A 24,105-nucleotide genomic window follows, 5' to 3' on the forward strand; every position below is an offset into this window, starting at 1 on the left:
TACATGTTATAATTTGATCTGTTATGTACTATCTGGTCTATGTGTTGCACTATAGGTGTTGTTTTCTTTTTATCAGCAGCCAGCGACCACCGAGACCTCAACGTAATGCGGCGTCGGCAGCGTCAGATGTGTATAAGGGCCAGGACGACGCCTGAGGTCACCGCTCCGCCGAGCACCACCCCGCCCGTCACGACGACGCCCCCGCCCACCACGACGCCCGCACCGACCACGACGGTCGGGTGCACGACCCCGGCGGTCGCGTCGCTCGGCACGGTCGACATCCGCGACGGCTCCGCAGACCCGTCCGTGCCGGCCGCCGTCGGTGACCGGGTGGCGGACGCGGGCGGCACGGTCGGCGCCGTCACCACCACGCAGGACGCGACCTCCGGCGTCCTCTACCCGGAGGGTCAGGCCGAGGTGGCGGCCGCGCTCGCCGACGCGCTGGGCCTGCCCGGCACCGCGCAGGTCGGGGACGTCGACCGGGTCACCGTGGTCGTCGGGTCCGGGGACGCCGCCCGGCTGGCCTGCTCCGACTGACCTGCCCCGCGGCCGGCGCCGTGTCGTTCAGGCGTCCGCGGCGAGGACCGCTTCGGCGACGACGAGGTCCTGCCAGGACATGCCGACGCTCTTGAAGACCACGGGCCGGCCGGCCGGTGGGATGACCGCGCCGGTGACGACGTCGCGCACGGGCACGAGGCCGGCGGCGCCCAGCGCGCCCTCGGCGATCGCCAGCACGACGTCGCCGGCCTCGCGCAGGGCGGTGGCGACGTCCTCGACCACCACGGTGGCCCGGCCCATCAGCAGGGCGTCCACTTCCCGGACGTCGGGCTCGTGCGAGCCGACGGCGATCACCACGACGTCGTCGCCCAGCAGGGCCGAGTCGAACACCGGCGAGCGGGCCGAGGTCGCGCAGACGACGACGTCCGCCGTCCGCAGCGCCTCGTCGGCCGGCGCGGAGCCGAGCCGGACCGCATCGAGCGACGTGCGGGACGGGTCGCGGACCAGGTGGGTGACGTCGGCCAGCCGGCGGACGGCGGCCAGCGTGGCGACGTGCCCGGTGGCCTGCGGCCCGGCGCCGACCACCGCGACCCGCAGCGGCCGGTCGGGCAGGACCGGGAGGACGGCGGCGACCGACATCGCCGGCGTGCGCAGCGTGGTCAGCGCCGTGCCGTCGAGCACCGCGCGCAGCCCGAGGGTCTCGCCGTCGAAGAGCAGGTAGACGGCCTGGATGCGGGGCAGGCCGCGGGCCGGGTTGCCGGGAGCGACCGTGGCGACCTTCACGCCGGCTGCGGCCGGGGTCTCCGAGGGCATGAGCAGGAACTGGCCGTGCGCGAGACCGACCGCCGTCCGGGGCGTGTCGGTCGCGGGGTCGAACCCGCCGCGCAGCGCGGCCGTGATCGCCCGGACCGCCGCGGCCGGGCCGAGCGCGGCGACGGCGTCCGCGTCGAGGGACCTCACCGCAGCACGGCCATCGGCTCTCCGCCGGTGCGGTGGTCGGGGGTCGCGCTCGTCAGGGGCGGCACGGCGGCACCCTGCCACACCGGGGGTGCGCCGGGTCCTCGAGCGGCCGCGCCCGGCCGCCGGGGACGGGGCCCGGACACACGTGGGGCCCGGTCTGCTGACCGGGCCCCACGTGGCTGAGCCGCAGGGGTGGGGTTCTCCCCGAAATGAGAAGCTGCAGGCCACGACGGCGTGGCCGATCTTCCTGGACGCACTGTCACATCAAGATCGCGATGTGTTCACACGGTCGCGGCCCGGGGCTCCCACCTGCACCTCCAGGTGAAGTGGCAGGCGTCTCCCACACGTCGGTCCGACGACCGGGCCGCTGAGCGACAACCCGCGGCATTCATCACCTGTATCGCCGTTCCGACCAACGCCGTCCTGTCCGTGACGCAGCAGGGCCGCATCCGAGGCCAGCACCCATCGAGGAGCGCGTACGTCCGTCAGGGGCCGCCGCGTGCCACGTCCAGCACCTCTTCGGAGATCTTCTGGACGACTGCTCGCGGGTGGTATCTGGCCGTCATCCGTTGCAGCTCCGAGGCGACGGCGCGCCGGCGTTCGGGATGCCCGAGGAAGTAGCGCAGCCGCTCCTCCAGCGGCCCCTCGCCCAGCTCGTACAGGACGTCCGGATGGCCGTCGCAGATGTCCGGGTAGCTGCCGAGTCGCGGGAGTACACAGCAGTTCCCGGTGTACATCGCCTCGAGCGTCGACACGCCGAGGCTCTCGTGGGTCGCGGTCGACACCTGCAGGTCGGCGGCCCACAGCGCCTCGTAGTACTCGTCCAGCGGCATGTCACGGCCGAGGACCACCTGCTCCGGGAACCGTGCTGCGAGTTCCGCGATCGCCTCACCACCCGGCTGCCACGGCGCGAAGTCGCGGGTGATGAGGACGGCGAGGTCGTGGTGCGGCAGCAGACGGGTCATGACGCGGGCGAAGAGCTCGGGGTTCTTGCTGGACACCGGGGCGTGGTTGAACACCACGGTCGGACGGGAGAACCGGCGCCCGGTACGGCAGGTGTCGATCCGATCGACGGCGAGGGGCAACCCGACCACGGCGGCGTGGGCGTCCACGTGCTCGGCCAGCGGGGTGTTGAAGGCGCCGATCGTGCTCCGCAGCGTCGTCCGCATGTACTCCGAGACCAGCAGCACGCGGTCGAGGACGTGCAGGTTGGCCAGGTCCAGCACCTCCATCCCGGGGTAGGTCTCGAAGCGGAAGGTGTCGGTGGGGTCCCAGTGGCTGCCGTGCGTGTAGCCGACGATGGGGATCGACAGACCGAGGTCGAGCAGCATCCGCCTCATCTCCACGGGGAAGACCGAGAAGATGTGGAAGCAGAAGATGACGTCGGGAGGGTCCTCGACGAGTTCGCGGAGCACGCCGCGGTAGTTCGACAGGATCCAGGAGACCCGTTCCTCCGGACCTCCGAGACCGGCCGGCGACGGGTCGAGTCGGGGACGGACGACGTCGAGTCCGAGCGCTGCCAGTCCGTTGCGGATCGTCGCGGACGCGGTGATGCCGTATCCGATGGCGTCACTGGACGGAACGCCCACCTTCGGATCGGGCACCGTGTAGCCGTCGAGGTAGAGCACCCGGCACCCGTCCCGGCTCATCGCTGCCGCCTCACCGGGTCTCGCCGGGCAGCTTGTAGCCGAGGACGGCGTAGTCCTGTGGTCCGAAGAGCGTCTGCGCGACGAGCTCCGGGAGCTGGGCGCGGGTGTCCTGATCACCGGTGGGCACTAGGGGAGAGGTCTTCGGATGCAGCGGCCGGACCTCGACGTTCCCGAAACCCTGCGTGGACACGAGGTACTCCGTCAGGGCCGGGGGAAGCGGCGACCGGTGGGTCGGGTCGTTGTAGAAGTCGCAGGCGGCCATGACCAGGTTCGTGGGGTTCGGTGTCTCGAGCAGCAGGCAACCGCCGGGGCGCAGCGCCCCTCTCGCCGCTTCCAGCAGCGCCAGCAGGTCCTCGGTGGCCAGGTGCTCGATGACGTGGAAGGCCGTGACCATGTCGATGGAGTCCGGCGGCAGTGCCTCCAGGTATCCGAGGGCGTCGCCGAGCTCCATGTTCAGCCCACGCGCGCGGCCCGCGGCCACGAACGCGGCGTTCGCGTCAACGCCCTGGGCTGCCACCCCTGCGCCGCGGAGCAGCGCCAGCCATTCACCTCGGCCGCAGCCCACGTCCACGACGCCGCCCTGACGGACCAGCCGGTGGACGTCGGGTAGGTAACCCTCGAGCTTGGCGCTGACCTCGGCGGTCGAGCCGCGGAAGTGCTCGGTGAAGTCGGCGTAGATCGCGGCGAAGCGCGGGCCCCATCCGTCGACGTGGTGGCTGCCCCCGCCACTCGCCTGCAGACTCCGCAGCTCGGCCTCCACCGACTGCAGCCGGTCCTGGGTGTCCCGAACCAGGCGGCCCAGCTCTTCGACGGCATGGCTCAGGAGCGTCACCTGGCGCTCGAGGTCCACCTCTGGCGCCCGCGGCGGGGATCCGTCTCGAGCAGCGCTCGGGGTCATCCCGCGCCCACTCTGCCGGCTTCCCCGGCGTCGGGATCGGCGGGCGCGGCGGCCGGCGCCTCCGGCCTTGGGATCTCCCGGAGCACCTTCGCCGGACTGCCCGCGACGACGGTGTAGGGCTCGACGTCACCCATCACCAGCGACGCGACCCCGACCACGGAGTGCGCGCCGATGCGGCAGGGAGCGACGACGATGACGTTGCTGGAGAGCCAAGCACCTTCTTCGATCACCACGTCGCGGCCGGAGGAGGGAACGGCCACCTGACGCTCGGCGCCGAACTTCGTCCAGTCGTGCGTGCCCGTGAGGATCGAGACGTTGTGCCCGAAGAACGCGTACTCGCCGATCGTGACGTTCCCCGAGGACAGGTTGATCAGGGCGTTGTTCAGGATGGCCGTCGGATGGATGTGCAGGCGGTCGGGGTCGCCGTAGACGAGCGGCCGGAACAGTGCCGGGTCTTCGGTATCCCGCGCTCCTGGAGGTTTCCCGTCGGGACGATCGGCGGAGAGAAGAGCGAGCCCACGCTCTCGCACGGCCCTCATTGCGCGGTTGACCAGAGACATCAGGGTCCCTTCCTGCCGCCACGGCGGATCCCGGAGCCTGCCACTAGCCTCCGGCGGAAGCGTTGACTCTCCTCGCGATCGGTCTCGCGGAGCACCTGGGCGTACATCCGGGCGTGGAAGTCGGCAATCTTCGGCCACGTCCATCGGTCGGCGCACGCGCGTCCGGCCGCGGCCAGCCTCGTGGCGAGGGCACGGTCGGACAGCACGAGGAGCAGTGCGTCAACCAGTGCAGCGGTGTTCCGCGGTGGCACACGGAGGACGCCCTCGACCTCCGTTGGTCGGTCCAGCGCGCCAGGAGGTGAGGTCGCGATCGTCGGTACGCCGTGCGCGAGCGCGGCGAGGAGGGACCCCGACTTGGCGGTCACTCCGGCGTCGAACGGGAACACCGCCGCATCCGCGGCGCGCAACAGGCGGGACACGTCGTCCTCTTGCAGATAGCCCGTGAAGATGACGTGCTGCTCGACGCCGTGGCGGCGTGCGGTGTCCTCCAGGCTCCGGCGCATCGCATCAGCGGCACCCCCGTGCACGGAGTGGCTTTCGCCGCCGCCGGCGACGACGAGCCGGAGACCGGGAACTACCCGGCGGACGGCGGCGACCGCCTCGATGAGGCCCGCCAGGCCCTTGACCGGATGGAGGAAGCCGAAGAAGACGGCGAGGCGTGCATCCGGTGGCAGGCCGAGCGATGCCCGCACCGCCGACGGGACGTCCTCCCCGTCGAGCCGGGCGACGGGGATGTTGGGCGCGATCGGCACATGTGTCACCTCGAGCCGACGACCGGCGAAGCGGGCGTGCACCACGTCGGCGTGCTCGGGTGCGGTGACGAGCAGCCGGTCCGCCTTCACCGTGAGCACCAACGTCTCACGGTCCGCGCGCTGCTGCCGCTCCATCGCGGACCAGGCAGCAGAGCGGAGCCCTCCGACGGCGCCACCCGCCGTCCAGACGCCGTACTCGTGCAACGTGGCCACCACCGGTGTGCCGGCCGGGAGGAGGAGCGGTAACAGGCCCACCGCCCGGGAGAAGCCGAAGGCGGACGGCGCGAACTGGACGTGTACGACGTCCAGTGGCAGCCGCGAGATGGTGCGGGCAGCGCGGCGGACACCGCGGACATCCCAGCGGTCTGTCACGCCGACGATCTCCTCGCCCGGTGTCCGTGCGTAGCGGTGCGCGGTGCAGACCAGGGACTCGCACCCGGCCGCCCGCAGCTGCCTGGCAAGGTGACGGGTGTAGTCGGCGACGCCGTCGCGCGCGGGATCGAAGTGTCCGCAGACCAGCCCCACGCGCAGTCGACCCACCGGTACCTCGCCCTCCCTGCATGCCACGGCCCTTCTGGCGTGTACCGGGCCGTCGACCGCCGTCGAGGTGTCCCGACGGCAGGCAGTCGAGCGATCATCGCCGTCACCGGGCGCTCTGGCCAGGCCATACCGCCCGGTGCGCGTGCCCAGGCTCGGAGCAGCACCGCCATGCGCTCGATTCAGGCCATGCCGGTGCAACCCGGCGGCCGGCCGTTGCTACTCGGCAGCGGGTCTCGGCACGGGCTGGGTGGGATGGACGGCGATCCCAGCAGGCGCAGACGCACGTAGGGCCCGGCCGGCAGACCGGGCCCTACGTGGGGAGACGGGGGTTGTCCTGGGGGCTCTCCCCCGAGCGCCGGATTCGGGGAAACGAATCCAGCCTTCCGGGGAGAACCCCTGGGTTGGGGTGGGATCCTGGCGAAATACAAACCTGCAGGTTCAAACTCTGGCCACCACACTGACAGCCCTACCCCGTGCTGATGAGTGCCGCCGACACCGGGCTCCCCGCCTGGGGGGAGGTCCGAGCCGGCCCGATCGGGCCTCGGGTGGGCACCACCTCCCGACGAACGGTGCTCAGCTCTGCGGCACGCCAGCCCCGCAGCGAACTGAGCACCGCCACCCCCTCCGCCCGCTCGAGGTCGGCCACGTGGAGCAGCCGCTCCCGCAGCCGGCCCCCCTCGAGCAGACGCGCGCGCTCGACGCCAGGCAGGCACCCGGATTCCAGTGGAGGCGTCCACCACTCCCCGTCGAGCTTCAGCGCCAGGGTGGCCCGAGTGACCTCGGTCAGCTCGCCGCGGGTGTTCAGCATGATCGCGTCGTGGACGTCGGGGCGCCGGTCGCGTCGCCGGTCGTACGGCTCCCGCATGTTCGTCTTGTGGTAGAGCCACATCTCCTGGGGATCCACCGGCTCGTCGTCGACCGCGAGCAGTACCGGGCCGGTGGACGGCGGGGGTAGCGCCGCCACGTCGACGGCGAGACTCCCGTCGCGGCGGAGCCGGACCCGGACGCGTGCCGCCGGCTCACCCGCCAGCCGCGCGACCAGCACGCGTCGCGCCGTCGACAGGTCGAACCGGAACCCGAGGTGCTCGGCCGAGGCCGCCAGTCGCTGCAGGTGCCGGTCCCGGTTGCGCAGACCGTGCTCCGGGTCATGGCGCATTGTCTCCAGCAGCTCGAACTCACGGGGCCGAGCGGTGAGGACGGCGGCCTTGGCGAGGATCTCCCCGTGCTCGGCCGACGCCTCCGAGCCCCACGTGATACCGCTTCCGGTGCCGTAGACGGCCTCCCCCGAGGACGTGTCGACCACGGCGGTCCGGATGGCCACGTTGAAGCGGGCCCGAACCGGCGCGTCCGGTGGGCCGACGAGACCGATCGCCCCGCAGTAGACCCCGCGGGGGTCAGGCTCCAGGGACCGGATGATCTCCATGGAGCTCGCCTTGGGTGCTCCCGTGACCGAGCCGCAGGGGAAGAGCGCCCGGAACAGCTCCACCAGGCCGGTCCCGGGGCGAAGCCGAGCCGTGACGTCGGAGGTCAGCTGGAGCACGGTCTCGTAGCGTTCGAGGGTGAAGAGCGCGGGCACGTCCACGCTGCCGATCTCCGCGACACGGCCGATGTCGTTGCGCATGAGGTCGACGATCATGACGTTCTCCGCCCGCTCCTTGGGGCTCGAGCGGAGCTGGTCGGCCAGGCGCCGGTCTTCGTCCCCGTCCCGGCCTCGCCGCGCCGTTCCCTTCATCGGGCGGAGCAACACCTGGTCACCGCGGCGCTCGAAGAACAGCTCGGGGCTGGCACTGGCCACGGCGAACCGGCCGAGGTCGAGATGGGCGTTGTAGGCGCCGCGCTGGCCCAGCGCCAGGTCCCGGTAGAGGAGGAAGGGGTCCCCTGGCACGCGGCCGGACATCCGCACGGTCAGGTTGCACTGGAACGTGTCCCCGGCGGCGATCCGTTCCCGAACCTCCCGGACGCCGTGGGCATGCCCGGCCGGTGTCCACGTGGGTCGCCACCGAGCGGTCGGGGCCGGGCCGGCGCCGGCCGGTCCGGCCGGCTGCAGCGGAGGCACGGGAACCGGCTCTTCGCAGATCCCGAACCAGACCAGCGGCACGCCCATGGGCGTGGACCGGTGCACGGCCAGACGCGGGTCCAGCCCGGCGGCGGCCTCGTAGGCGACGTAGCCGAAGGCCCACCATCCGGCTTCGGTGGCCTGCTCGACCTCGGTCAGGACGTCGAGGACCTCCTCGGGCCGCTCGGCGACCAGCACGCGGCGCGGCGGCGGGCACCGAACGGCGGTCCCGGCGCGCAGGTCGTCGAAGCGAGCCCACGGCGCCCCGGGCCGGCTGCCGGATCTCACCGTGCCGTCGTCCCCGGCCGCACGCCGGCGAGCAGGTGGAAGGAACCGCTGACCACGACCGGCAGCCCGGTCTCGGCTCGCTCCACCGCACGGACTACCGCGCACCTCGGGTTCTCCTCCACGACGGCCTCGACCCCGCACCCCCCCGCCGCCATGGCGATCTGCTCGGCTGGGACGGACGTGCCGGCGGGGTGGTCACCGTCTCCGGTCGCGAACTGCGTGCCGACCACCAGCGAGGCCGTGGGTGCGACGACCCGCAGAGCGGCCCGGAGGTCCTTGTCCTGCTTAAGGGCGAGCACCCACGGGAACCGGGCACCGGGATACACCTCCTGCAGGGTCGCCACCAGTGCGGCGAGCTTCATCGGGTTGTGCGCGCCGTCGAGGACCGCGGTCCGGCCACCGATCACCCGGCGTTCGAACCGACCGGGCAGCGTGGCGCTCCGCATCCCCAGCCAGACGGCATCCGCATCGAGGGACCACCCGTCCCGCGCCGCCATCGCCTCGACGGCACGCAGCGCGAGATGGGCGTTGCCGGCCTGATGCCGCCCGGTCAGCCCCAGGGACAGGGACGGTTGGCCCCGTAGCTGAAGTTCGGTGCCGCCCGGCCCGGTCCAGGCCCGCACCGCCGGAGGACCCAGGTCCACCCACCGGAGGTCGCAGCCCCGGCGGGCCGCCTCTGCGCTCAGCACGTCCTCCACCTCGGCGTCCCGCTGGCGAGCCGCGACCGCACGACCGCCGAAGGGCAGGACGCCGGCCTTCTGGGCCGCGATCTCGCGGACCGTGGCCCCGAGGAGGTCCTGGTGGTCCAGGCCGATCGGGGTGATCACCGCGAGCTTGTCCGCCCGGGAGATCGTGTTGGTGGAGTCGAGCAGTCCCCCGACCCCCGTCTCGACGACCCCGTAGTCCACCCGATCGGCGAACAGGCTGAAGGCGGTGGCATTGGTGACCTCGAAGAAGGATGGCCGACCGTGCCCGGCCCGCTCCACCGCCTCGACTGCCGGCCGGATCCGCGTCAACGCTGCGTCGACGAGCTCGGCTCCGGCGGGGGCGCCGTCGATCTGGAACCGCTCCAGGAGGCAGTAGACGTGCGGCGACAGATGGGTACCGACCCGGAACCCGTGCGCCCGCAGCAGGCTCGCCACGAAGGCGCTTACCGACCCCTTCCCCGCGGTGCCGGCCACGTGCACGGCGCGGAAGCGGTCCTGCGGCTCCCCAAGGGCACCGAAGAGAGCCCGGGCCCGCTCGAGTCCCGCGCCGCGCGGACCCCGCTGCGGCCCGAGCTCCTCGTACAGGTACCGGCGGACGCGGTCGAGCGCGGACCGGGACGCGGGTGCGCCGGCGGGCGAGGGCAGGGCGACCGTCCCGCTCGACATCAGACCTCCGGCGACCGGTTCACCGGAAGACGACCGTGCTATGGCCGTTGAGCAGCACCCGCCGCTCGCTGTGCCAGCGCACGGCCCGGGACAGCGCCAGCGCCTCGGCGTCCTGGCCGACGGTGGCCAGGGCGCGCGGGTCGTAGGTGTGGTCGATGCGGATGACCTCCTGCTCGATGATCGGCCCCTCGTCCAGGTCGGGGGTCACGTAGTGCGCGGTCGCCCCCACCAGCTTGACGCCCCGGTCGAAGGCCTGGTGGTAGGGCTTGGCGCCCTTGAAGCCCGGCAGGAACGAGTGGTGGATGTTGATCGCCCGGCCGTGCAGGGCGGCGCAGGCTTCGTCGGAGAGCACCTGCATGTACCGGGCGAGCACCACCAGGTCGGCCCGGTGCTCGTCGACCAGCTCCAGCAGCCGCGCCTCGGCCTCCCGCTTCGTCGCCGGCGTCACCGGTACGTGGACGAACGGCAACCCGGCCGCCTCTGCCATGGGGCGCAGGTCCTCGTGGTTGGAGACCACGGCGACGAGGTCGGCGCCGAGACTGCCGGCCCGCCAGCGGAAGATGAGGTCGTTGAGGCAGTGGCCCAGCTTGGACACCATGACGAGCACGCGCGGCGGCTGGTCGCCGGCGACCTGGTAGGCCATGCCGAACTCGTCCGCCACCGCACGGAAGTCCGCCGACAGGCAGTCGGTGTCGGTGTCCTGCGAGCTGACGAACGAGGTCCGTAGGAACAGCTGCCCGCGGACGGCGTCGTCGAACTGCTGGTGCTCGACGATGTCGCAGCCGTGCTCGAACAGGAACGTGCTGACCGCGTGCACGATGCCCGGTCGCTCCTGGCAGCTCAGCGTGAGGGTGAAGGGTCGGGACACGGGTGCCTCCTCAGCACTCGACGATGTTGAGGGCCAGCCCGCCACGGGCGGTCTCCTTGTACTTGTCCTTCATGTCCGCGCCGGTCTCGCGCATCGTCTTGATGGCCTTGTCCAGCGGGACGTGGTGCCGGCCGTCGCCGCGCACGGCCATGCGGGCCGCGGTGATGGCCTTGACCGACCCGACGGCGTTGCGCTCGATGCACGGGATCTGCACCAGCCCGCCGACCGGATCGCAGGTGAGACCGAGGTTGTGCTCGATGCCGATCTCAGCGGCGTTCTCCACCTGCTCCGGCGTCCCGCCGATGACCTCAGCGAGTCCGGCGGCGGCCATGGAGCAGGCCGAGCCGACCTCCCCCTGGCAGCCGACCTCCGCACCCGAGATGGAGGCGTTCTCCTTGAACAGCAGCCCGATCGCGGCCGCGGTCAGCAGGAACCGGACGACCGCGTCCTCGGAGTAGGTGTCGACGAAGTCCCGCAGGTAGTGCAGGACTGCCGGCACGATCCCGGCGGCTCCGTTGGTCGGCGCGGTGACCACCCGCCCCCCTGCCGCGTTCTCCTCGTTGACCGCCAGGGCGTAGAGGGTCACCCACTCCATCGCGCGGAGCGGGTCGGTCTCGTCCGGATGACCCTCCAACTGGGCACGCAGCGCGGCGGCGCGCCGGCGGACCCTGAGGCCGCCGGGGAGCACGCCGGTGGTCCGCGTGCCGCGCTCCACGCACTCCTGCATCACCGACCAGATGTGCAGCAGACCCGCACGGACCTCGGCCTCGCTGCGCCAGGAGAGCTCGTTGGCCAGCATCACGTCGCTGATCCGCAGCCCCGTCTCCCGCGTGCGCGCCAGCAGCTCCTCGCCCGTGCGGAAGGGGTACCGCACGGGCGTGCTGTCCTCGACGACCACCGGGCTGCCGGCCTCGTCCTGGTCGAGGACGAAGCCGCCGCCCACCGAGTAGTACTCGCGCCGGCGGAGCTCCGCCCCGCCGCCGTCAACGGCTCGGAAGAGCATCCCGTTGCTGTGGAACTCCAGCCGCTTGCGTCGGTGGAGCACGACGTCGTCGTCCACCGCAAACGCGATGGGGTGCTCACCGGCCAGCCGGAGCTTGCCCTCGCGACGGATGGTGTCCACCCGCGGCTCGGCGGCGAGCGGATCGACGAGGTCGGGCTGCTCACCCTCCAGACCGAGGACGACGGCCTTGACGCTGCCGTGGCCGTGCCCGGTGGCGCCGAGTGATCCGAAGAGTTCGCACCGAACGCCGGCCACCTGCCCGAGCAGTCCCTCGTCCCGTAGGCGCGAGACGAAGGCGCAGGCCGCGCGCATCGGGCCGACGGTGTGCGAGCTGGACGGGCCGATCCCCACCTTGAACAGGTCGAAGGCGCTGATGGTCACCCGTGCCTCCCTCTCCCCGTTGATGTGATTGCGACGACATCCAACTGCGACTAGATACACCGTTGGTATATCAGCTGTACCGTAAAGGTATGTCGCTCGCTCTGAAGAGGCAAGACCCGTTGGCGGTCAACATCTACGATCTGCTCGTGACCCTTGCACCGTTGGATCTCGACGCGTCGGCCGCCACGTCCCTGGCGGACAAGGCCTACGTGGCGATCAGGGAACGGCTGATCATGCTGACCATCCGCCCGGGCGACCCGATCGACGACGACGAGCTGGCCAAGGACCTGGGCGTGGGTCGGACCCCGGTGCGCGAGGCGTTGAAGCGGCTGGAGGGTGACCGGCTGGTCGTCTCCTACCCGCGGCGGGGGACGTTCGCGACCGGCATGGACATCTCCGATCTGGCGCACATCTCCGAGATCCGTGCCCAGCTCGAGCCGCTGGCTGCCCGTCGTGCCGCCGAGCGGGCCTCCCGCACAGGCCATGCCGAGCTCGACGAGCTGGCCACGGGGATCGAGCACCTGGACGTCACCCAGATCGATCGCGCCGAGCTGATGCGCTGGGATCTCGCCGTGCACCGGGCCATCTACCGGGCGGCCGGCAATCCGCACCTCGAGGACGTCCTCATCCGGTACGACAACCTGGCGACGCGGATCTTCTGCCTGTTCCTGGACCGTCTGCCCACGGTGGACGAGCACGTCGGCGAGCACGTGGAACTGCTCCGGGCGATCGGCGCCGGCGACGCCGACCGGGCCGACGACCTCGCCCGTGAGCACGTCCTGGGCTTCGAGCGGGCCATCCGCGCGGTGATCTGAGAGAGGCCACCCTGCCCCGGCGGGCGTGAGCGGGGTCAGCCGGCGTCGACGGCGTCCAGGACGGCCAGGACGTCCCGTGTGGCCGCGACGTCGTGTACGCGGAGCACGGACGCTCCTCGCTGGACCGCGACGAGCGCCGCGGCCAGTGAACCGGGCAGCCGGTCCCCCACGGTCCGTCCGGTCAGCCGCCCGAGCACGGACTTGCGGGACAGCCCCACCATGACCGGCACGCCGAGGCCGGTGAACGCGTCGAGCGACGCGAGGAGCGCGACGTTGTGCGACAGCGTCTTGCCGAACCCGAACCCCGGGTCGACCACCAGATGCTCCGGGCGGACGCCGGCGTCGAGGCAGGCGACCATGCGCTCGGCGAGGAAGGTGCGCACGTCGGTGACGACGTCCCGGTAGCGCGGGTCCTCCTGCATGGTCTCCGGCGAGCGCTGCATGTGCATGACGCACACCGGGACGCCGAGCTCCGCGGCAGCCTCCAGCGCGCCCGGCCGCTGCAGCGCCCGCACGTCGTTGACCATGCTGGCGCCGGCGGCCACCGCGGCCCTCATGACCTCGGGGCGCGAGGTGTCCACGGAGAGCGGCACGGGGACCTGTCGGCCGAGGGCCTCGACCACCGGGACGACGCGGTCCAGTTCCTCGCCGAGGGTTGGCGGGCGCGAGCCGGGGCGGGTGGACTCCCCGCCGACGTCGATGAGGTCGGCACCTTCGGCGGCCAGTCGGCAGCCGTGCTCGACGGCCCGTTCCAGGCTGTCGAACAGGCCCCCGTCGGAGAACGAGTCGGGGGTGACGTTGAGGATCCCGCAGACCATCGGCCGTCCCGCGCCGAGAACCCGGCTGAGGTGGTGCGGCGCCCCGCCCCTCCCCGATGACGTGGAGGGCAGTCCCTCCACCAGTGCTGAGCGGGTCATGGCACACTCCGATCGCTCGGGCCAGGCATCTGGCGGTGGTCGATCACGGCGGGCTCCCTGCGATCGCGCGCCGGGAGGCCCCGCGCAGTGGTGGGCTCTGGCGTGGCGACGGGGTCACGGCCGCCCCGCCCGACTGCCGGGGCTAGGAACGCGCCGCCCGGACGGTGTGCTCCAGGAGGAGCGCGGTGGTGACGGGGCCGACCCCGCCGGGCACCGGGGTGAGTGCCGCGGCGTGCCCGGAGACCGAGCGGGCCTCGACGTCCCCGACCAGTCCGCCGTCGGGCCCCGGGTTGGTCCCGACGTCGACGACCACCGCGTCCTCGGCGACGTGCTCGGCGGTGATGAGCTCCGGCCGCCCGACGGCCGCGACCAGCACGTCCGCGGACCGGGTGATCTGGGCCAGGTCCTTGGTGCGGCTGTGACAGATGGTCACGGTGGCGTCCCGCTGCAGCAGCAGATGGGCGGCCGGCTTGCCGACGACGGTGGAACGCCCGACCACGACGGCGTGCGCGCCGGACAGCGGGATCCCGTGGTGGTCCAGGAGCGCGAGAACGGCCTCGGCGGTCGCCGGCGCGAAGGCGGGCAGGCCCGCGGCGAGCCGTCCCAGGCTGAGCGGGTTGGCGCCGTCGATGTCCTTGGCGGGGTCGATCGACGCGGCGAGGTCCTCGAACACGGCGTCGGCCGGCAGCGGGGTTTGCAGGATGATGCCGTGCACCGCCGGGTCTGCGCTGAGCGCGGCCAGCTCGGCGCGGATCCGGTCTGGCGTCGCCGTCTCCCCGAGGTCGACGACCGAGCAGGCGATGCCGGTCTTCTCCGCGGCCCGGGCGATGGAGCGGACGTACCAGGCGCTGGACTCGTCCGCCGTAGCGACGACCACGGCCAGCCGGGGCGGCGTCCCGGCAGCGGCCAGCTCCGCGGCTGCGGCGGTGACCTCGGCGCGGACGCCGGCGGCCAGGACGCTCCCGATCAACGTCGCGGTCATCGCACCAGTCCGTCCCGGACGGCGGCGGTGACCTTCTCCGCTCGCAGGACGAGGTCGTCGACGGTGTCGACCACCGCGGCGAGCTCTCCCCAGGTCGCCGGGTCCTTGATGCCGCCGAGGTTGATCTCGACGTTGACCCGCGCCGTCGTGGCCGCGGCCCGGGCCGCCTCGGCGGCGGCGGCGACGTCGCTGACCACGTTGCGGTTGCCAATGGGCAGGAGCTGCTCGGCCAGGGTCAGCACCTGCTCGGCGACGGCGACGACGATCGCCGGCACGTGCGCTGCGGCGACCAGGGCCCTGGCGATCGCCTCGGACCGGACTGCAGCTGCGTCAGGGGTGTCCTTCGGGAGTCCGTAGGCCTCCGTGACGGCGGTGAAGGCAGCCGCGTCCTCCTCGGCCAGGCCGAGCGCGTTCTGACGCAGCCGGTCCGCGGTCGCCGTGATCATGGAGATCTCCTCGGCGTGGGCGGCGTACTTCGCCGAGTCGCTGTAGCGGGCGACCATCGCCACCAGGGAGGCGGCCTGCGCTGCGTGCAGCGCGGCCGTTGCGCCTCCTCCCGGGGCGGGCACCCTGGCGGCGAGCTGCGCCAGGAAGGTCTCGATGGTGTCGGTGCGCATGGGCAGGTCCTCCGGGGTCGGTGGGGCAACGGCCGGCCGGCGGTCCCCGGAGTGGCTGGGGGCGCCCGCCGGTCGGGCGGAGACGGAAGGAGTGGGTTCAGCCGCGGATGCGGGTCATCTCCGGGTCGACGAGCGGCTCGGCGGCGACGGTCGCCCGGATGCGACTGCCGAAGTACTCGATCTCGACGCTCGTGCCGATGGTCGCCGAGGCGGGCAGCCAGGCGTAGGCGATCGGCCGGCCGACGGTGTGCCCGAAGGCCGCGCTGGTCACGTACCCGGCCGGTCGGCCGTCGACGTACACCGGTTCGTGGCCGAGGACGACGCTGCGGCCGTCGTCGATCGTCAGGCAGGACAGGCGGCGGCCGACCGTGTCGTCGCTGAGCCCGGCGACGGCCTCACTGCCCACGTAGCCGTCCTTCTGCTTGCGGACGGCGAAGCCCAGACCGGCCTCGTAGGGGTTGTGCTCGGTGGTCATGTCGTGGCCCCAGGCGCGGTAGCCCTTCTCCAGCCGCAGGCTGTTGAAGGCGGCCCGGCCCGCGGCGATGACGCCCAGGTCCTGGCCGGCACGCCACAGCACGTCCCACAGCCGCTGGCCGTTGTCGGCGCTGGTGTAGAGCTCCCAGCCGAGCTCGCCGACATAGGACAGCCGCATCGCCGTCACGGGCACTCCCCCGATCCGGGCCCGCTTGGCGCGGAAGTACTTGAGCCCGTCGTTGGAGAAGTCGTCGGCGCTGAGCCGCTGGACGAGGTCGCGGGCCCTCGGGCCCCACAGGCCGATGCAGCACGTGCCGCCGGTGGTGTCCCGGATCTGCACGCTGCCGTCCGCCGGTGCCTCCCGCTGGAGGTGGTCCAGGTCGAGGGGGCCGTTGGCCCCGATCTGGAAGAGCTGCTCGCCCAGCCGGGCGACGGTGAGGTCGCTGCGGATGCCACCGGCCTCGTCGAGGACCAGGGTGTAGGTCACCGACCCGACCGACTTGTCCATCTCGCCCGTCGTCAGCCGCTGCAGGAGGCCGAGGGCACCGGGCCCGCTGACCTCGAGCCGCTTCAGGGGCGTCATGTCGTACATCGCCACGGCGGTGCGGGTCTTCCACGCCTCGGCCGCCGCGATCGGCGAGTGGAACTGAGCGCTCCACGAGTCCCGCGACGGCGGCATCCACTCCGTCGGGAGGTCCTTCACCAGTTCGGCGTTGGCCTCGTACCAGTGCGGCCGCTCCCAGCCGGCCCCCTCGAGGAAGACCGCGCCGAGTTCCCGCTGCCGGGCGTGGAACGGGCTGACCCGCAGGTTGCGGGGGGACAGCCGCGGCTGCAGCGGGTGCAGCACGTCGTAGATCTCCACGAAGTTCTGCTGCGAGGTCTCGCTCACGTACTCCGGCGAGAGCTGGATGTCCTCGAAGCGGTGGACGTCGCAACCGTGCAGGTCGATCTCCGACCGCCCGTCGACCAGGAGCTGCGCCACCGCCCGGGCGACCCCCGCCGAGTGGGTGACCCAGACCGCCTCGGCGATCCAGAAGCCCTGGACGTCGGTGGACTCGCCGATCAGCGGGCCGCCGTCCGGGGTGAAGGAGAAGACGCCGTTGAAGCCGTTGTCGATCTTTGACGAGCGCAGTGAGGGCAGCAGCTGCTGGCTGTGCTCCCACGCCGGGGCGAAGTCCTCCTCGGTGAAGGGCAGCATCGAGGGCATGGACGACTCCCGCACGCCGTCCCCCTGCGGGAGTTCGCGCAGGTCGACCGGCATCGGCCGGTGGGCGTAGGAGCCGATGCCGAGGCAGTCGACGCGCTCCCGGTAGTAGAGGTCCTGGTCCTGGTGGCGCAGGATCGGCAGACCCGCCTCGCTGAGCTCGGTGTTGCGCCCGACCAGGTCCGGCACCTGTCCGGTCCAGACGAACTGGTGGGCCAGTGGCAGCAGCGGCACGTCCATCCCGACCATGGCACCGAGCTCCTGCCCCCAGAAGCCGGCGCAGGACACCACGATGTCGGCGGGGATGACGCCGTCCGGGGTCCGGACGCCGGTCACCCGGCCACCGGTCTGCTCGATGCCGGTCACGCGGGTCGAGCCCTGGAAGCGGGCACCGCGGGCCTCGGCGCGGCGGGCCAGCGCGACGACCGCCCGGGAGGCCTTGGCCAGGCCGTCGGTGGGGATGTGCAGCCCACCGAGGATGCGGTCGCGGTCGACCAGCGGGTGCAGCCGCACACACTCGTCCACGTCGACCACCTGAGACTCGACGCCCCAGGAAGTGGCCCAGCCCTGCTTGCGGTGCAGGTCGGCGAGCCGCTCGGGCGTGGTGGCCACCTCGAGGCCGCCGACCTGGTTGAAGCACCAGGCGCCGTCCACGTCGATGCCCTTGAGCTTGTCGACCGTGTAGGTCGCGAACTCGGTCATCGTCTTGGAGGCGTTGGTCTGGAAGACCAGGCCGGGCGCGTGCGAGGTGGACCCCCCGGTCAGCGGAAGGGGTCCCTGGTCGACCACGGTGACGCGGTCCCAGCCACGAGCGGTCAGCTCGTCGGCCAGGTTGGCGCCGACGATGCCCGCTCCGATGACGACCACTCGAGGGGTGGTGGACATGTGCGCTACTCCTGACTGCGGGTGGATCCGGGCGTGCCGACGACGGCGCGTCAGCGCGTGGGGGTGTGGGTGAACTCCAGGGCCGCGTCCAGCAGCCAGTCGGCGAGGTAGCCGGCGAAGGACGACCGAACGAGGACGACGTGGTCCTCGCCGGTGTCGGAGAGGGACAGCAGCACGACACCGGCCTGGCCGAGCGTGGTCTGCGCGCTGCTCCCCCGGCCGAAGACCCGCGGGTGCAGGTCGACCGAACAGCCCTTGGCCAGGACGTCGCGCACCCGCGCACCGGTCAGCCGCAGACCGATCCGCTGCGCGGAGACGTCCGTCGCGGAGCCGCCCAGAGGGAGCACGGCGGCGCGGACCCGGGCCTCGAGCTCCTCCGGGGCCTCCGTGGTGCTGCTCAGCAGCCACTCGTCGGGGCCGAGCCAGACGGCTCGCCCCGCCTCGGCCGGGACCCAGGTGTTGGCCTCCGTCGGCAGGTCGACGCCCAGGCGGGTGCCGGCCTCCGAGTCCACCGTGCCGAGCCGGACGTCGGCCATCGCGACGAACGGCTCGACGGCGATGCCGACGGTGTCGGGCAGGCGCTCGAAGGCGGTGGTCCACGCCTCCAGCGGGTGGGTGCGCAGCAGCTCAGCCATCGCGACGGGCTCCTTCGGGATCGACCAGCACCGAGCCGGTGACCTCGACCGGGACGAGGGTGCCGTTGACGGGGACGTGGACGGTGTCGCCGATGCGCTCCCGGCCGCCCTTGACCAGGGCGAGGGCGAAGGGGCGGGCGAGCTCGGCACTGCGGTAGCTGGAGGTGACGTGACCGAGCATCGGCACCGGCGGCGGTGGCAGCTGCCCGTCGGGGAAGAACTCCACGATCTGCGAGCCCTCCGGCAGCACGGTCTGGCGGTCCGTGGGCAGCAGCCCCACCAGCTGCTTGCGCAGCGGGTCCTGGTTGGCCGGGCGGGCGAAGGAGCGCTTGCCGACGAAGTCCGGCTTCTTCTTCGAGACCGCCCACCCCATGCCGAGGTCCTGCGGCGTCACGGTGCCGTCGGTGTCCTGCCCGATGATCGGGTAGCCCTTCTCCGCGCGGAGCACGTGCATGGTCTCCGTGCCGTACGGCGTGATGCCGTACGGGCGGCCGGCCTCGAGCAGCCGCTCCCAGACAGCGACCGCGTACCAGGGGTTGACGTAGACCTCGAAGGCCAGCTCCCCGGAGAAGCTGATCCGGGCCAGCCGGACCGGCACCCCCTCGAGGGTGGTGTCCCGCCAGGTCATGAACGGGAAGGCCTCGTTGGAGACGTCCACGTCAGGGAACACCGCGCCGATGACGTCGCGGGAGCGGGGCCCGACCACAGGGAAGGTGACCCACTGCTCGGTGACCGACGTGCAGTGCACCCGCAGGTCCGGCCACTCGGTCTGGACCCACTCCTCCATCCAGTCGAGGATCTTCGCCGCGCCGCCGGTGGTGGTCAGGACGAGGAAGCGGTCCTCCGCCAGGCGCAGCACCGTGCCGTCGTCGATGACCATGCCGTCGACCCCGCACATGACGCCGTAGCGCACGGACCCGACCTTGAGGCTGCTGATCAGGTTCGTGTAGAGCCGGTCCAGGAGGACAGCGGCGTCGGGCCCCTGGACGTCGATCTTGCCAAGGGTGGAGCCGTCGAGGATGCCGACGCCGGTACGTGCCGCGGCACACTCCCGGAGGACCGCCGCCTCCATGTCCTCGCCGGGCTGCGGGTAGTAGCGGGGACGCTTCCACTGGCCGACGTCCTCGAAGACCGCCCCGGCTGCCACGTGCCACTCGTGCAGGGCGGTGACCCGCTCGGGGTCGAAGAGCCGACCGCGGTCGCGCCCGGCCAGAGCGGCGAAGGCGACCGGGGTGTAGGGCGGCCGGAACGTGGTGGTCCCGGTGTCCTGCACCGGGATCCCGAGCAGCTCGGCGGTGATCCCAGAGGTGAGGACGCCGGAGGTCTTGCCCTGGTCGTGCGCCGTCCCGATGGTCGTGTAGCGCTTGATGTGCTCGATGGAGCGCAGGCCGGCGCCCACCGCGCGGGCGATGTCGGCGACCGTCGCGTCGCGCTGCAGGTCGACGAACTGGGTGCTCCCCTCGGCGCCGGAGCTGTCCGGCACCCGCCACAGCACCAGCGGGGCGGTCGGGACGACGGCCTCCGGAGCGGCAGGCAGCCGGTCGTCTCCCGCCGGCGTGATCGCCAGGGCCGCCAACGCCGCGCGAGCCACGCGCTGCCCGTGGGCCAGGCACCCGCCCAGGTCGGACACGCCGGTGGCGGAACCGGTGACGGACAGGCCGTCGAGCTCCTCCCCGGGGAGGAACGCGCCTAGGCCCTCGTCGTAGCGGAGCCGGCCGCGGGCCTGACTGAACAGGTGCACCGCGGGGTTCCAGCCCCCGCTGACCAGGAGCAGATCGCAGGCGATCGCGCTGCCGGCGCCGACCTCTCCGTCCACGAACGGGGCGACGAGGGCGTGCGTGACCCTGTCGACGCCCTGCGTGCCCGTCACGACCGCCCCGGGGAGGACCCGGATCCCTGCGCGCTCGCACTCCTCGCGGCGCGCTGAGCCCTCCGGCCGGGCATCGACCACCGCCTGCACGCACACACCCACGCGGTGCAGGTCGAGGGCCGCGTCGTACGCGCTGTCGTTGGTGGTGAACACGACGGCCTCACGTCCGGGCAGCACGCCGTAGCGGTGCAGGAACGTCCGGGCGGCGCCGGCGAGCATGATGCCCGGGCGGTCGTTGTCGGTGAACACGACCGGTCGCTCGTGGGCTCCGGTCGCCACGACGATGGAGCGGGCCCGGAAGCGCCACACCCGCTGGCGGGCCAGGTGCTTGGGGGCAGTGGCCCCCAGGTGGTCGGTGCGCCGTTCGAGCGCCAGGACGAAGCCGTCCTCGTAGCTGCCGAACGCGGTCGTGCGCTGCAGGTGCAGCACCTCGGGGTGCTCGGCCAACTCGGCGACCGCGGCGGCGACCCACTGCAGCGCCGGAGCGCCGTCGAGCCGCTCGGTGCCCGACAGCAGCGAGCCGCCGGCCTCGGACTGCTCGTCGACGACCGCGACGCGAGCCCCGGCCCGGGCGGCGGTGAGCGCGGCGGCCAGGCCTGCGGGTCCGGCCCCCACGACCAGGAGGTCGACGTGGTGGTGGACCGCGTCGTAGCGAGCGGAGTCGGGGACCTCGGCGAGGCGGCCCTGCCCCGGCAGGCCGTGGGCGGCCAGCCCGTCGTAGAGCTCGACGGTGGTGGCCAGCAGCATGGGCTCGGGGAAGGGCTCCTCGATCTGGACCAGGCTGCCAGGGTCCTCGGCCCAGGCCGCGGCGACGCCGCGCGGCCGGCCGAGCTTGATGCTCGTGGCGATCTGGTGCCGGCCGGAGGCGAGCAGCGCCGAGGCCAGCGTGTCGCCGGGGTGGCCGGTGAAGGGCTGCCCGTCGAAGGTGAACTCGAGCGTGGTGGCGCGGTCGATGCGGCCGCCCTCGGCGGTGCGGGAGGTGCTGGTCATGGGGTCACCGGCTTCGGGTCATCGAGGCGGTAGACGCGCTCGAAGCGGTAGGTGGCGGTGTCGCGGATCGCGTTGAACCAGCGGCGGCAGCCGATGCTGTGGTTCCAGCGCTCGGCGAAGCGGCCCTTGGTGTTGTCGCGGAAGAAGACGTAGTGCGCCCACTCCTCGTCGGAGAGGCCGCCCGGGTCGTCCGGGTACGGGACGTGGGCCTGGCCGCCGTAGGAGAACTCGACCTCCTCGCGGGGGCCGCACCACGGGCATTCGATGAGTTGCACGGGAGACTCCCTGGGTCAGTGGGCCACGGCGGCCGCGCCGTGCTCGTCGACGAGCGCTCCGGTGACGAATCGGTCGAGGCTGAACGGCGCCACGTACGGGTGGGGTTCGTCGTGGGCGATGGTGTGCGCGAGGGCCGAGCCGATGCCGGGCGTGGCCTTGAACCCGCCGGTGCCCCAGCCGCAGTTGAGGTAGAGGTTGTCGTAGGGAGTCCGCCCGACGATCGGTGAGGCGTCGGGGCTGACGTCGACGATGCCGCCCCAGGTGCGCAGCAGGTGCGCCCGCGCGAACACCGGGAAGAGTTCGACGGCGGCGGCCATCTGACGCTCGATGATGTGGAAGGCGCCGCGCTGCCCGTAGCCGTTGTAGGAGTCGACGCCGGCGCCCATGACCAGCTCGCCCTTGTGCGCCTGGGAGACGTACACGTGCACGGCGTTGGACATGACTACCGTGGGGTGCACCGGCTCGAGCAGCTCGGAGACCAGCGCCTGCAGCGGGTGGCTCTGCACCGGCACGCGGATGCCGAGCATGTCGGTGAGCACCGAGGTGTGGCCGGCCGCGCAGAGGGCGACCTTGCCGGCGGCGATGGTGCCGCGGGTGGTGTGCACCCCGGTGACCCGGTTGCCGTCGGTGGCGAACCCGGTGACCGCGCAGTCCTGGATGAGATCGATGCCGGCCTCGTCGGCCCGGCGGGCGAAGCCCCAGGCCACGTAGTCGTGCTTCGCGATGCCTGCGCGCGGCTGGTACGTCGCTCCCAGTACCGGATAGCGGATGTCAGCCGACGTGTTGACGACCGGGCAGATCTTGCGGACCTCGTCCGGCTCCAGCCACTCCGCGTCGATGCCGTTGAGCTTGTTGGCCTCGACCCGGCGCACGCTGTCGCGGACGTCCTGCAGGGTGTGGGCGAGGTTGAGCACGCCGCGCTGGCTGAACAGGATGGGGTAGCCGAGGTCCTCCTCGAGTCCCTCCCACAGCTTCAGCGCGTGCTCGTAGATGGCCGAGCTCTCGTCCCACAGGTAGTTGGACCGGATGATCGTGGTGTTGCGGGCCATGTTGCCGCCGGCCAGCCAGCCCTTCTCCAGGACGGCGACGTTGGTGATGCCGTGGTTCTTCGCCAGGTAGTGCGCGGTGGCGAGGCCGTGCCCGCCGCCGCCCACGAGCACCACGTCGTAGGAGCGCTTCGGCTCCGGGCTCCGCCACAGGAAGTCTGGGTGCTCCGGCAGGTCCGCGCCGGGGGTGCGGGGGCTCATCGGGGGACCTCCGTCAGGTCGGGGTAGAGGGGATGGCGGTCGGCCAGCCGGGTCACCCGCGTGCGGAGCTCGGCGAGTTGCCCCTCGCCCACCGAGGGCCGCAGCGCAGCGGCGATCACGTCGGCCACCTCGGCGAAGTCGTCGAGGTCGAAGCCGCGCGCCGCCAGCGCGGGGGTGCCGATGCGGACCCCGGAGCTGACCATCGGCGGGCGGGGGTCGAAGGGCACCGCGTTGCGGTTGACGGTGATGCCGATCGCGTGCAGCCGGTCCTCGGCCTGCCGGCCGTCCAGCTCCGACTCGCGCAGGTCCACCAGGACGAGGTGGACGTCGGTACCGCCGCTGACCACGTTGATGCCGGCCTCGCGGGAGTCGGGGGCCAGGAGCCGCTCGGCCAGCAGCCGCGCGCCGGCGAGCGTGCGCTCCTGGCGCTCGCGGAAGGCCGGCTCGCCGGCCAGTTTGAAGGCGACGGCCTTGGCGGCGATCACGTGCTCGAGCGGGCCGCCCTGCTGACCGGGGAAGACCGAGGAGTTGAACTTCTTGGCCAGGTCCCCCGTGGCAAGGATGACGCCGCCACGCGGACCGCCGAGCGTCTTGTGGGTGGTCGAGGTGACCACGTGCGCGTGCGGGACGGGTGACGGGTGCAGCCCGGCGGCCACCAGCCCCGCGAAGTGGGCCATGTCGACCATCAGGTAGGCCCCGACCTCGTCGGCGATCCGCCGGAACTCGGCGAAGTCCAGATGCCGCGGGTATGCCGACCAGCCCGCGACGATGAGCTTGGGCCGCCGCTCATGGGCGACCCGCTCGACCTCGGCCATGTCCACGAGATGGTCGTCGGAGCGCACGTGGTAAGCCGCGACGTCGTAGAGCTTGCCGGAGAAGTTCAGCTTCATCCCGTGGGTGAGGTGGCCGCCGTGGGCCAGGTCCAGCCCCAGGATCGTGTCGCCGGGCTCCAGCAGCGCGGACATCGCCGCGGCGTTGGCCTGCGCACCCGAGTGCGGCTGCACGTTGGCGTACTCCGCGCCGAACAGCGCCTTGAGCCGGTCGATGGCCAGCTGCTCGATCACGTCGACGTGCTCGCAGCCGCCGTAGTACCGCCGGCCCGGATAGCCCTCGGCGTACTTGTTGGTCAGCACCGACCCCTGGGCCTGCATCACCGCGACCGGGGCAAAGTTCTCGCTGGCGATCATCTCCAGCGTGGTCTGCTGCCGGGTCAGCTCGGCGGAGATCGCCTCGGAGACCTCCGGGTCGGTGTCGGCCAGCGATCGGTCGAGCACGCGGTCCAGAACCGCCGTGGCCGGCAGAGCTCCTTCAACCTGGACGACCATGCCGCGGTCCCTTCTGTCATGAGATAGAGCCAAGGACTGGTA

The 24,105-nt window shown here is 72.3% G+C and carries 21 protein-coding genes; 2 read left to right on the forward strand and 19 right to left on the reverse strand.

The window, feature by feature from the left end; translation table 11 throughout:
- Positions 1 to 122: 122 nt before the first annotated feature.
- The gene (locus tag CNO22_RS27415; RefSeq protein ID WP_157936761.1) at positions 123 to 281 is read right to left on the reverse strand and encodes a hypothetical protein; all 159 of its coding nucleotides are present in this window, start codon (positions 279 to 281) and stop codon (positions 123 to 125) included.
- A 25-nt stretch (positions 282 to 306) separates the two neighbouring features.
- Here CNO22_RS27415 and CNO22_RS27420 point away from each other — a divergent pair, with 25 nt between their 5' ends.
- The gene (locus CNO22_RS27420; protein ID WP_157936762.1) at positions 307 to 537 is read left to right on the forward strand and encodes a LytR C-terminal domain-containing protein; all 231 of its coding nucleotides are present in this window, start codon (positions 307 to 309) and stop codon (positions 535 to 537) included.
- Between the two features lie 27 nt (positions 538 to 564).
- Here the strand turns inward: CNO22_RS27420 and CNO22_RS02790 are convergent, their stop codons facing one another.
- From CNO22_RS02790 to CNO22_RS02830, 9 genes are all read right to left on the reverse strand, one after another.
- A complete protein-coding gene (locus tag CNO22_RS02790; RefSeq protein WP_100497837.1) occupies positions 565 to 1,458 on the reverse strand; it encodes an ornithine cyclodeaminase family protein in 894 nt (297 codons plus the stop codon).
- Positions 1,459 to 1,943: 485 nt separating this feature from the next.
- Positions 1,944 to 3,107 (reverse strand): glycosyltransferase family protein, encoded by a 1,164-nt coding sequence (locus CNO22_RS02795; RefSeq protein ID WP_157936763.1) that lies wholly within the window; start codon positions 3,105 to 3,107, stop codon positions 1,944 to 1,946.
- A gap of 10 nt (positions 3,108 to 3,117) precedes the next feature.
- Complete coding sequence (locus CNO22_RS02800) at positions 3,118 to 3,939, reverse strand: class I SAM-dependent methyltransferase (RefSeq protein ID WP_157936764.1); 822 nt, start codon at positions 3,937 to 3,939, stop codon at positions 3,118 to 3,120.
- Positions 3,940 to 4,001: 62 nt separating this feature from the next.
- A complete protein-coding gene (locus CNO22_RS02805; RefSeq protein ID WP_100497840.1) occupies positions 4,002 to 4,565 on the reverse strand; it encodes an acyltransferase in 564 nt (187 codons plus the stop codon).
- On the reverse strand, positions 4,565 to 5,857 hold the full coding sequence (locus CNO22_RS02810) for a glycosyltransferase (protein ID WP_198588064.1): 1,293 nt from the start codon (positions 5,855 to 5,857) through the stop codon (positions 4,565 to 4,567). Before CNO22_RS02810 ends, CNO22_RS02805 begins: the two co-directional genes overlap by 1 nt.
- A gap of 466 nt (positions 5,858 to 6,323) precedes the next feature.
- The gene (gene pabB, locus CNO22_RS29605; RefSeq protein WP_100497842.1) at positions 6,324 to 8,201 is read right to left on the reverse strand and encodes an aminodeoxychorismate synthase component I; all 1,878 of its coding nucleotides are present in this window, start codon (positions 8,199 to 8,201) and stop codon (positions 6,324 to 6,326) included.
- Complete coding sequence (locus CNO22_RS02820; protein WP_100497843.1) at positions 8,198 to 9,574, reverse strand: bifunctional folylpolyglutamate synthase/dihydrofolate synthase; 1,377 nt, start codon at positions 9,572 to 9,574, stop codon at positions 8,198 to 8,200. Before CNO22_RS02820 ends, pabB begins: the two co-directional genes overlap by 4 nt.
- 19 nt (positions 9,575 to 9,593) lie before the next feature.
- Positions 9,594 to 10,442, reverse strand: a complete 849-nt coding sequence (gene purU / locus CNO22_RS02825; protein ID WP_100497844.1) for a formyltetrahydrofolate deformylase — start codon at positions 10,440 to 10,442, stop codon at positions 9,594 to 9,596.
- A gap of 10 nt (positions 10,443 to 10,452) precedes the next feature.
- Complete coding sequence (locus CNO22_RS02830; protein ID WP_100497845.1) at positions 10,453 to 11,826, reverse strand: L-serine ammonia-lyase; 1,374 nt, start codon at positions 11,824 to 11,826, stop codon at positions 10,453 to 10,455.
- 89 nt (positions 11,827 to 11,915) lie between these two features.
- On the opposite strand from CNO22_RS02830, the gene CNO22_RS02835 reads away from it, so the two are divergent.
- Positions 11,916 to 12,641 carry a GntR family transcriptional regulator gene (locus CNO22_RS02835; RefSeq protein WP_100497846.1) on the forward strand — a complete coding sequence of 242 codons (726 nt, stop codon included), beginning with the start codon at positions 11,916 to 11,918 and terminating at the stop codon, positions 12,639 to 12,641.
- Between the two features lie 35 nt (positions 12,642 to 12,676).
- On the opposite strand, the gene folP is transcribed toward CNO22_RS02835, so the two are convergent.
- The 9 genes from folP to glyA all read right to left on the reverse strand — a co-directional run bounded on the left by folP (position 12,677) and on the right by glyA (position 24,063).
- Positions 12,677 to 13,459, reverse strand: coding sequence for a dihydropteroate synthase (gene folP / locus CNO22_RS02840; RefSeq protein ID WP_232806743.1), 783 nt, complete (start codon positions 13,457 to 13,459; stop codon positions 12,677 to 12,679).
- A 241-nt stretch (positions 13,460 to 13,700) separates the two neighbouring features.
- The gene (locus CNO22_RS02845) at positions 13,701 to 14,540 is read right to left on the reverse strand and encodes a bifunctional 5,10-methylenetetrahydrofolate dehydrogenase/5,10-methenyltetrahydrofolate cyclohydrolase (RefSeq protein WP_100497848.1); all 840 of its coding nucleotides are present in this window, start codon (positions 14,538 to 14,540) and stop codon (positions 13,701 to 13,703) included.
- Positions 14,537 to 15,157 (reverse strand): cyclodeaminase/cyclohydrolase family protein, encoded by a 621-nt coding sequence (locus CNO22_RS02850; protein ID WP_100497849.1) that lies wholly within the window; start codon positions 15,155 to 15,157, stop codon positions 14,537 to 14,539. The genes CNO22_RS02845 and CNO22_RS02850 overlap by 4 nt, the downstream gene beginning before the upstream one ends.
- 97 nt (positions 15,158 to 15,254) lie before the next feature.
- Positions 15,255 to 17,720: a GcvT family protein gene (locus tag CNO22_RS02855; protein ID WP_100497850.1), complete on the reverse strand. Its 2,466-nt coding sequence runs from the start codon at positions 17,718 to 17,720 to the stop codon at positions 15,255 to 15,257.
- Positions 17,721 to 17,770: 50 nt separating this feature from the next.
- A complete protein-coding gene (locus CNO22_RS02860) occupies positions 17,771 to 18,355 on the reverse strand; it encodes a sarcosine oxidase subunit gamma (protein ID WP_100497851.1) in 585 nt (194 codons plus the stop codon).
- A complete protein-coding gene (locus CNO22_RS02865; protein WP_100497852.1) occupies positions 18,348 to 21,215 on the reverse strand; it encodes a 2Fe-2S iron-sulfur cluster-binding protein in 2,868 nt (955 codons plus the stop codon). Before CNO22_RS02865 ends, CNO22_RS02860 begins: the two co-directional genes overlap by 8 nt.
- Positions 21,212 to 21,490, reverse strand: a complete 279-nt coding sequence (locus tag CNO22_RS02870; RefSeq protein WP_100497853.1) for a sarcosine oxidase subunit delta — start codon at positions 21,488 to 21,490, stop codon at positions 21,212 to 21,214. The genes CNO22_RS02865 and CNO22_RS02870 overlap by 4 nt, the downstream gene beginning before the upstream one ends.
- 15 nt (positions 21,491 to 21,505) lie before the next feature.
- Positions 21,506 to 22,738, reverse strand: a complete 1,233-nt coding sequence (locus CNO22_RS02875; RefSeq protein WP_100497854.1) for a sarcosine oxidase subunit beta family protein — start codon at positions 22,736 to 22,738, stop codon at positions 21,506 to 21,508.
- Positions 22,735 to 24,063 carry a serine hydroxymethyltransferase gene (glyA, locus tag CNO22_RS02880; RefSeq protein ID WP_100497855.1) on the reverse strand — a complete coding sequence of 443 codons (1,329 nt, stop codon included), beginning with the start codon at positions 24,061 to 24,063 and terminating at the stop codon, positions 22,735 to 22,737. Before glyA ends, CNO22_RS02875 begins: the two co-directional genes overlap by 4 nt.
- Positions 24,064 to 24,105: the final 42 nt, after the last annotated feature.

Origin of the sequence: Geodermatophilus chilensis (genome assembly GCF_002802985.1) — a bacterium.
Taxonomy (GTDB): Bacteria; Actinomycetota; Actinomycetes; order Mycobacteriales; family Geodermatophilaceae; genus Geodermatophilus; species Geodermatophilus chilensis.

Coding starts and splice junctions, on each gene's coding strand:
- CNO22_RS27415 (WP_157936761.1), bottom strand. CDS start 281: ATGTCGACCGTGCCGAGCGACGCGACCGCCGGGGTCGTGCACCCGACC.
- CNO22_RS02795 (WP_157936763.1), bottom strand. CDS start 3,107: ATGAGCCGGGACGGGTGCCGGGTGCTCTACCTCGACGGCTACACGGTG.
- CNO22_RS02805 (WP_100497840.1), bottom strand. CDS start 4,565: ATGTCTCTGGTCAACCGCGCAATGAGGGCCGTGCGAGAGCGTGGGCTC.
- CNO22_RS02820 (WP_100497843.1), bottom strand. CDS start 9,574: ATGTCGAGCGGGACGGTCGCCCTGCCCTCGCCCGCCGGCGCACCCGCG.
- CNO22_RS02835 (WP_100497846.1), top strand. CDS start 11,916: ATGTCGCTCGCTCTGAAGAGGCAAGACCCGTTGGCGGTCAACATCTAC.
- folP (WP_232806743.1), bottom strand. CDS start 13,459: ATGGTCTGCGGGATCCTCAACGTCACCCCCGACTCGTTCTCCGACGGG.
- CNO22_RS02845 (WP_100497848.1), bottom strand. CDS start 14,540: ATGACCGCGACGTTGATCGGGAGCGTCCTGGCCGCCGGCGTCCGCGCC.
- CNO22_RS02850 (WP_100497849.1), bottom strand. CDS start 15,157: ATGCGCACCGACACCATCGAGACCTTCCTGGCGCAGCTCGCCGCCAGG.
- CNO22_RS02855 (WP_100497850.1), bottom strand. CDS start 17,720: ATGTCCACCACCCCTCGAGTGGTCGTCATCGGAGCGGGCATCGTCGGC.
- CNO22_RS02860 (WP_100497851.1), bottom strand. CDS start 18,355: ATGGCTGAGCTGCTGCGCACCCACCCGCTGGAGGCGTGGACCACCGCC.
- CNO22_RS02865 (WP_100497852.1), bottom strand. CDS start 21,215: ATGACCAGCACCTCCCGCACCGCCGAGGGCGGCCGCATCGACCGCGCC.
- CNO22_RS02875 (WP_100497854.1), bottom strand. CDS start 22,738: ATGAGCCCCCGCACCCCCGGCGCGGACCTGCCGGAGCACCCAGACTTC.
- glyA (WP_100497855.1), bottom strand. CDS start 24,063: ATGGTCGTCCAGGTTGAAGGAGCTCTGCCGGCCACGGCGGTTCTGGAC.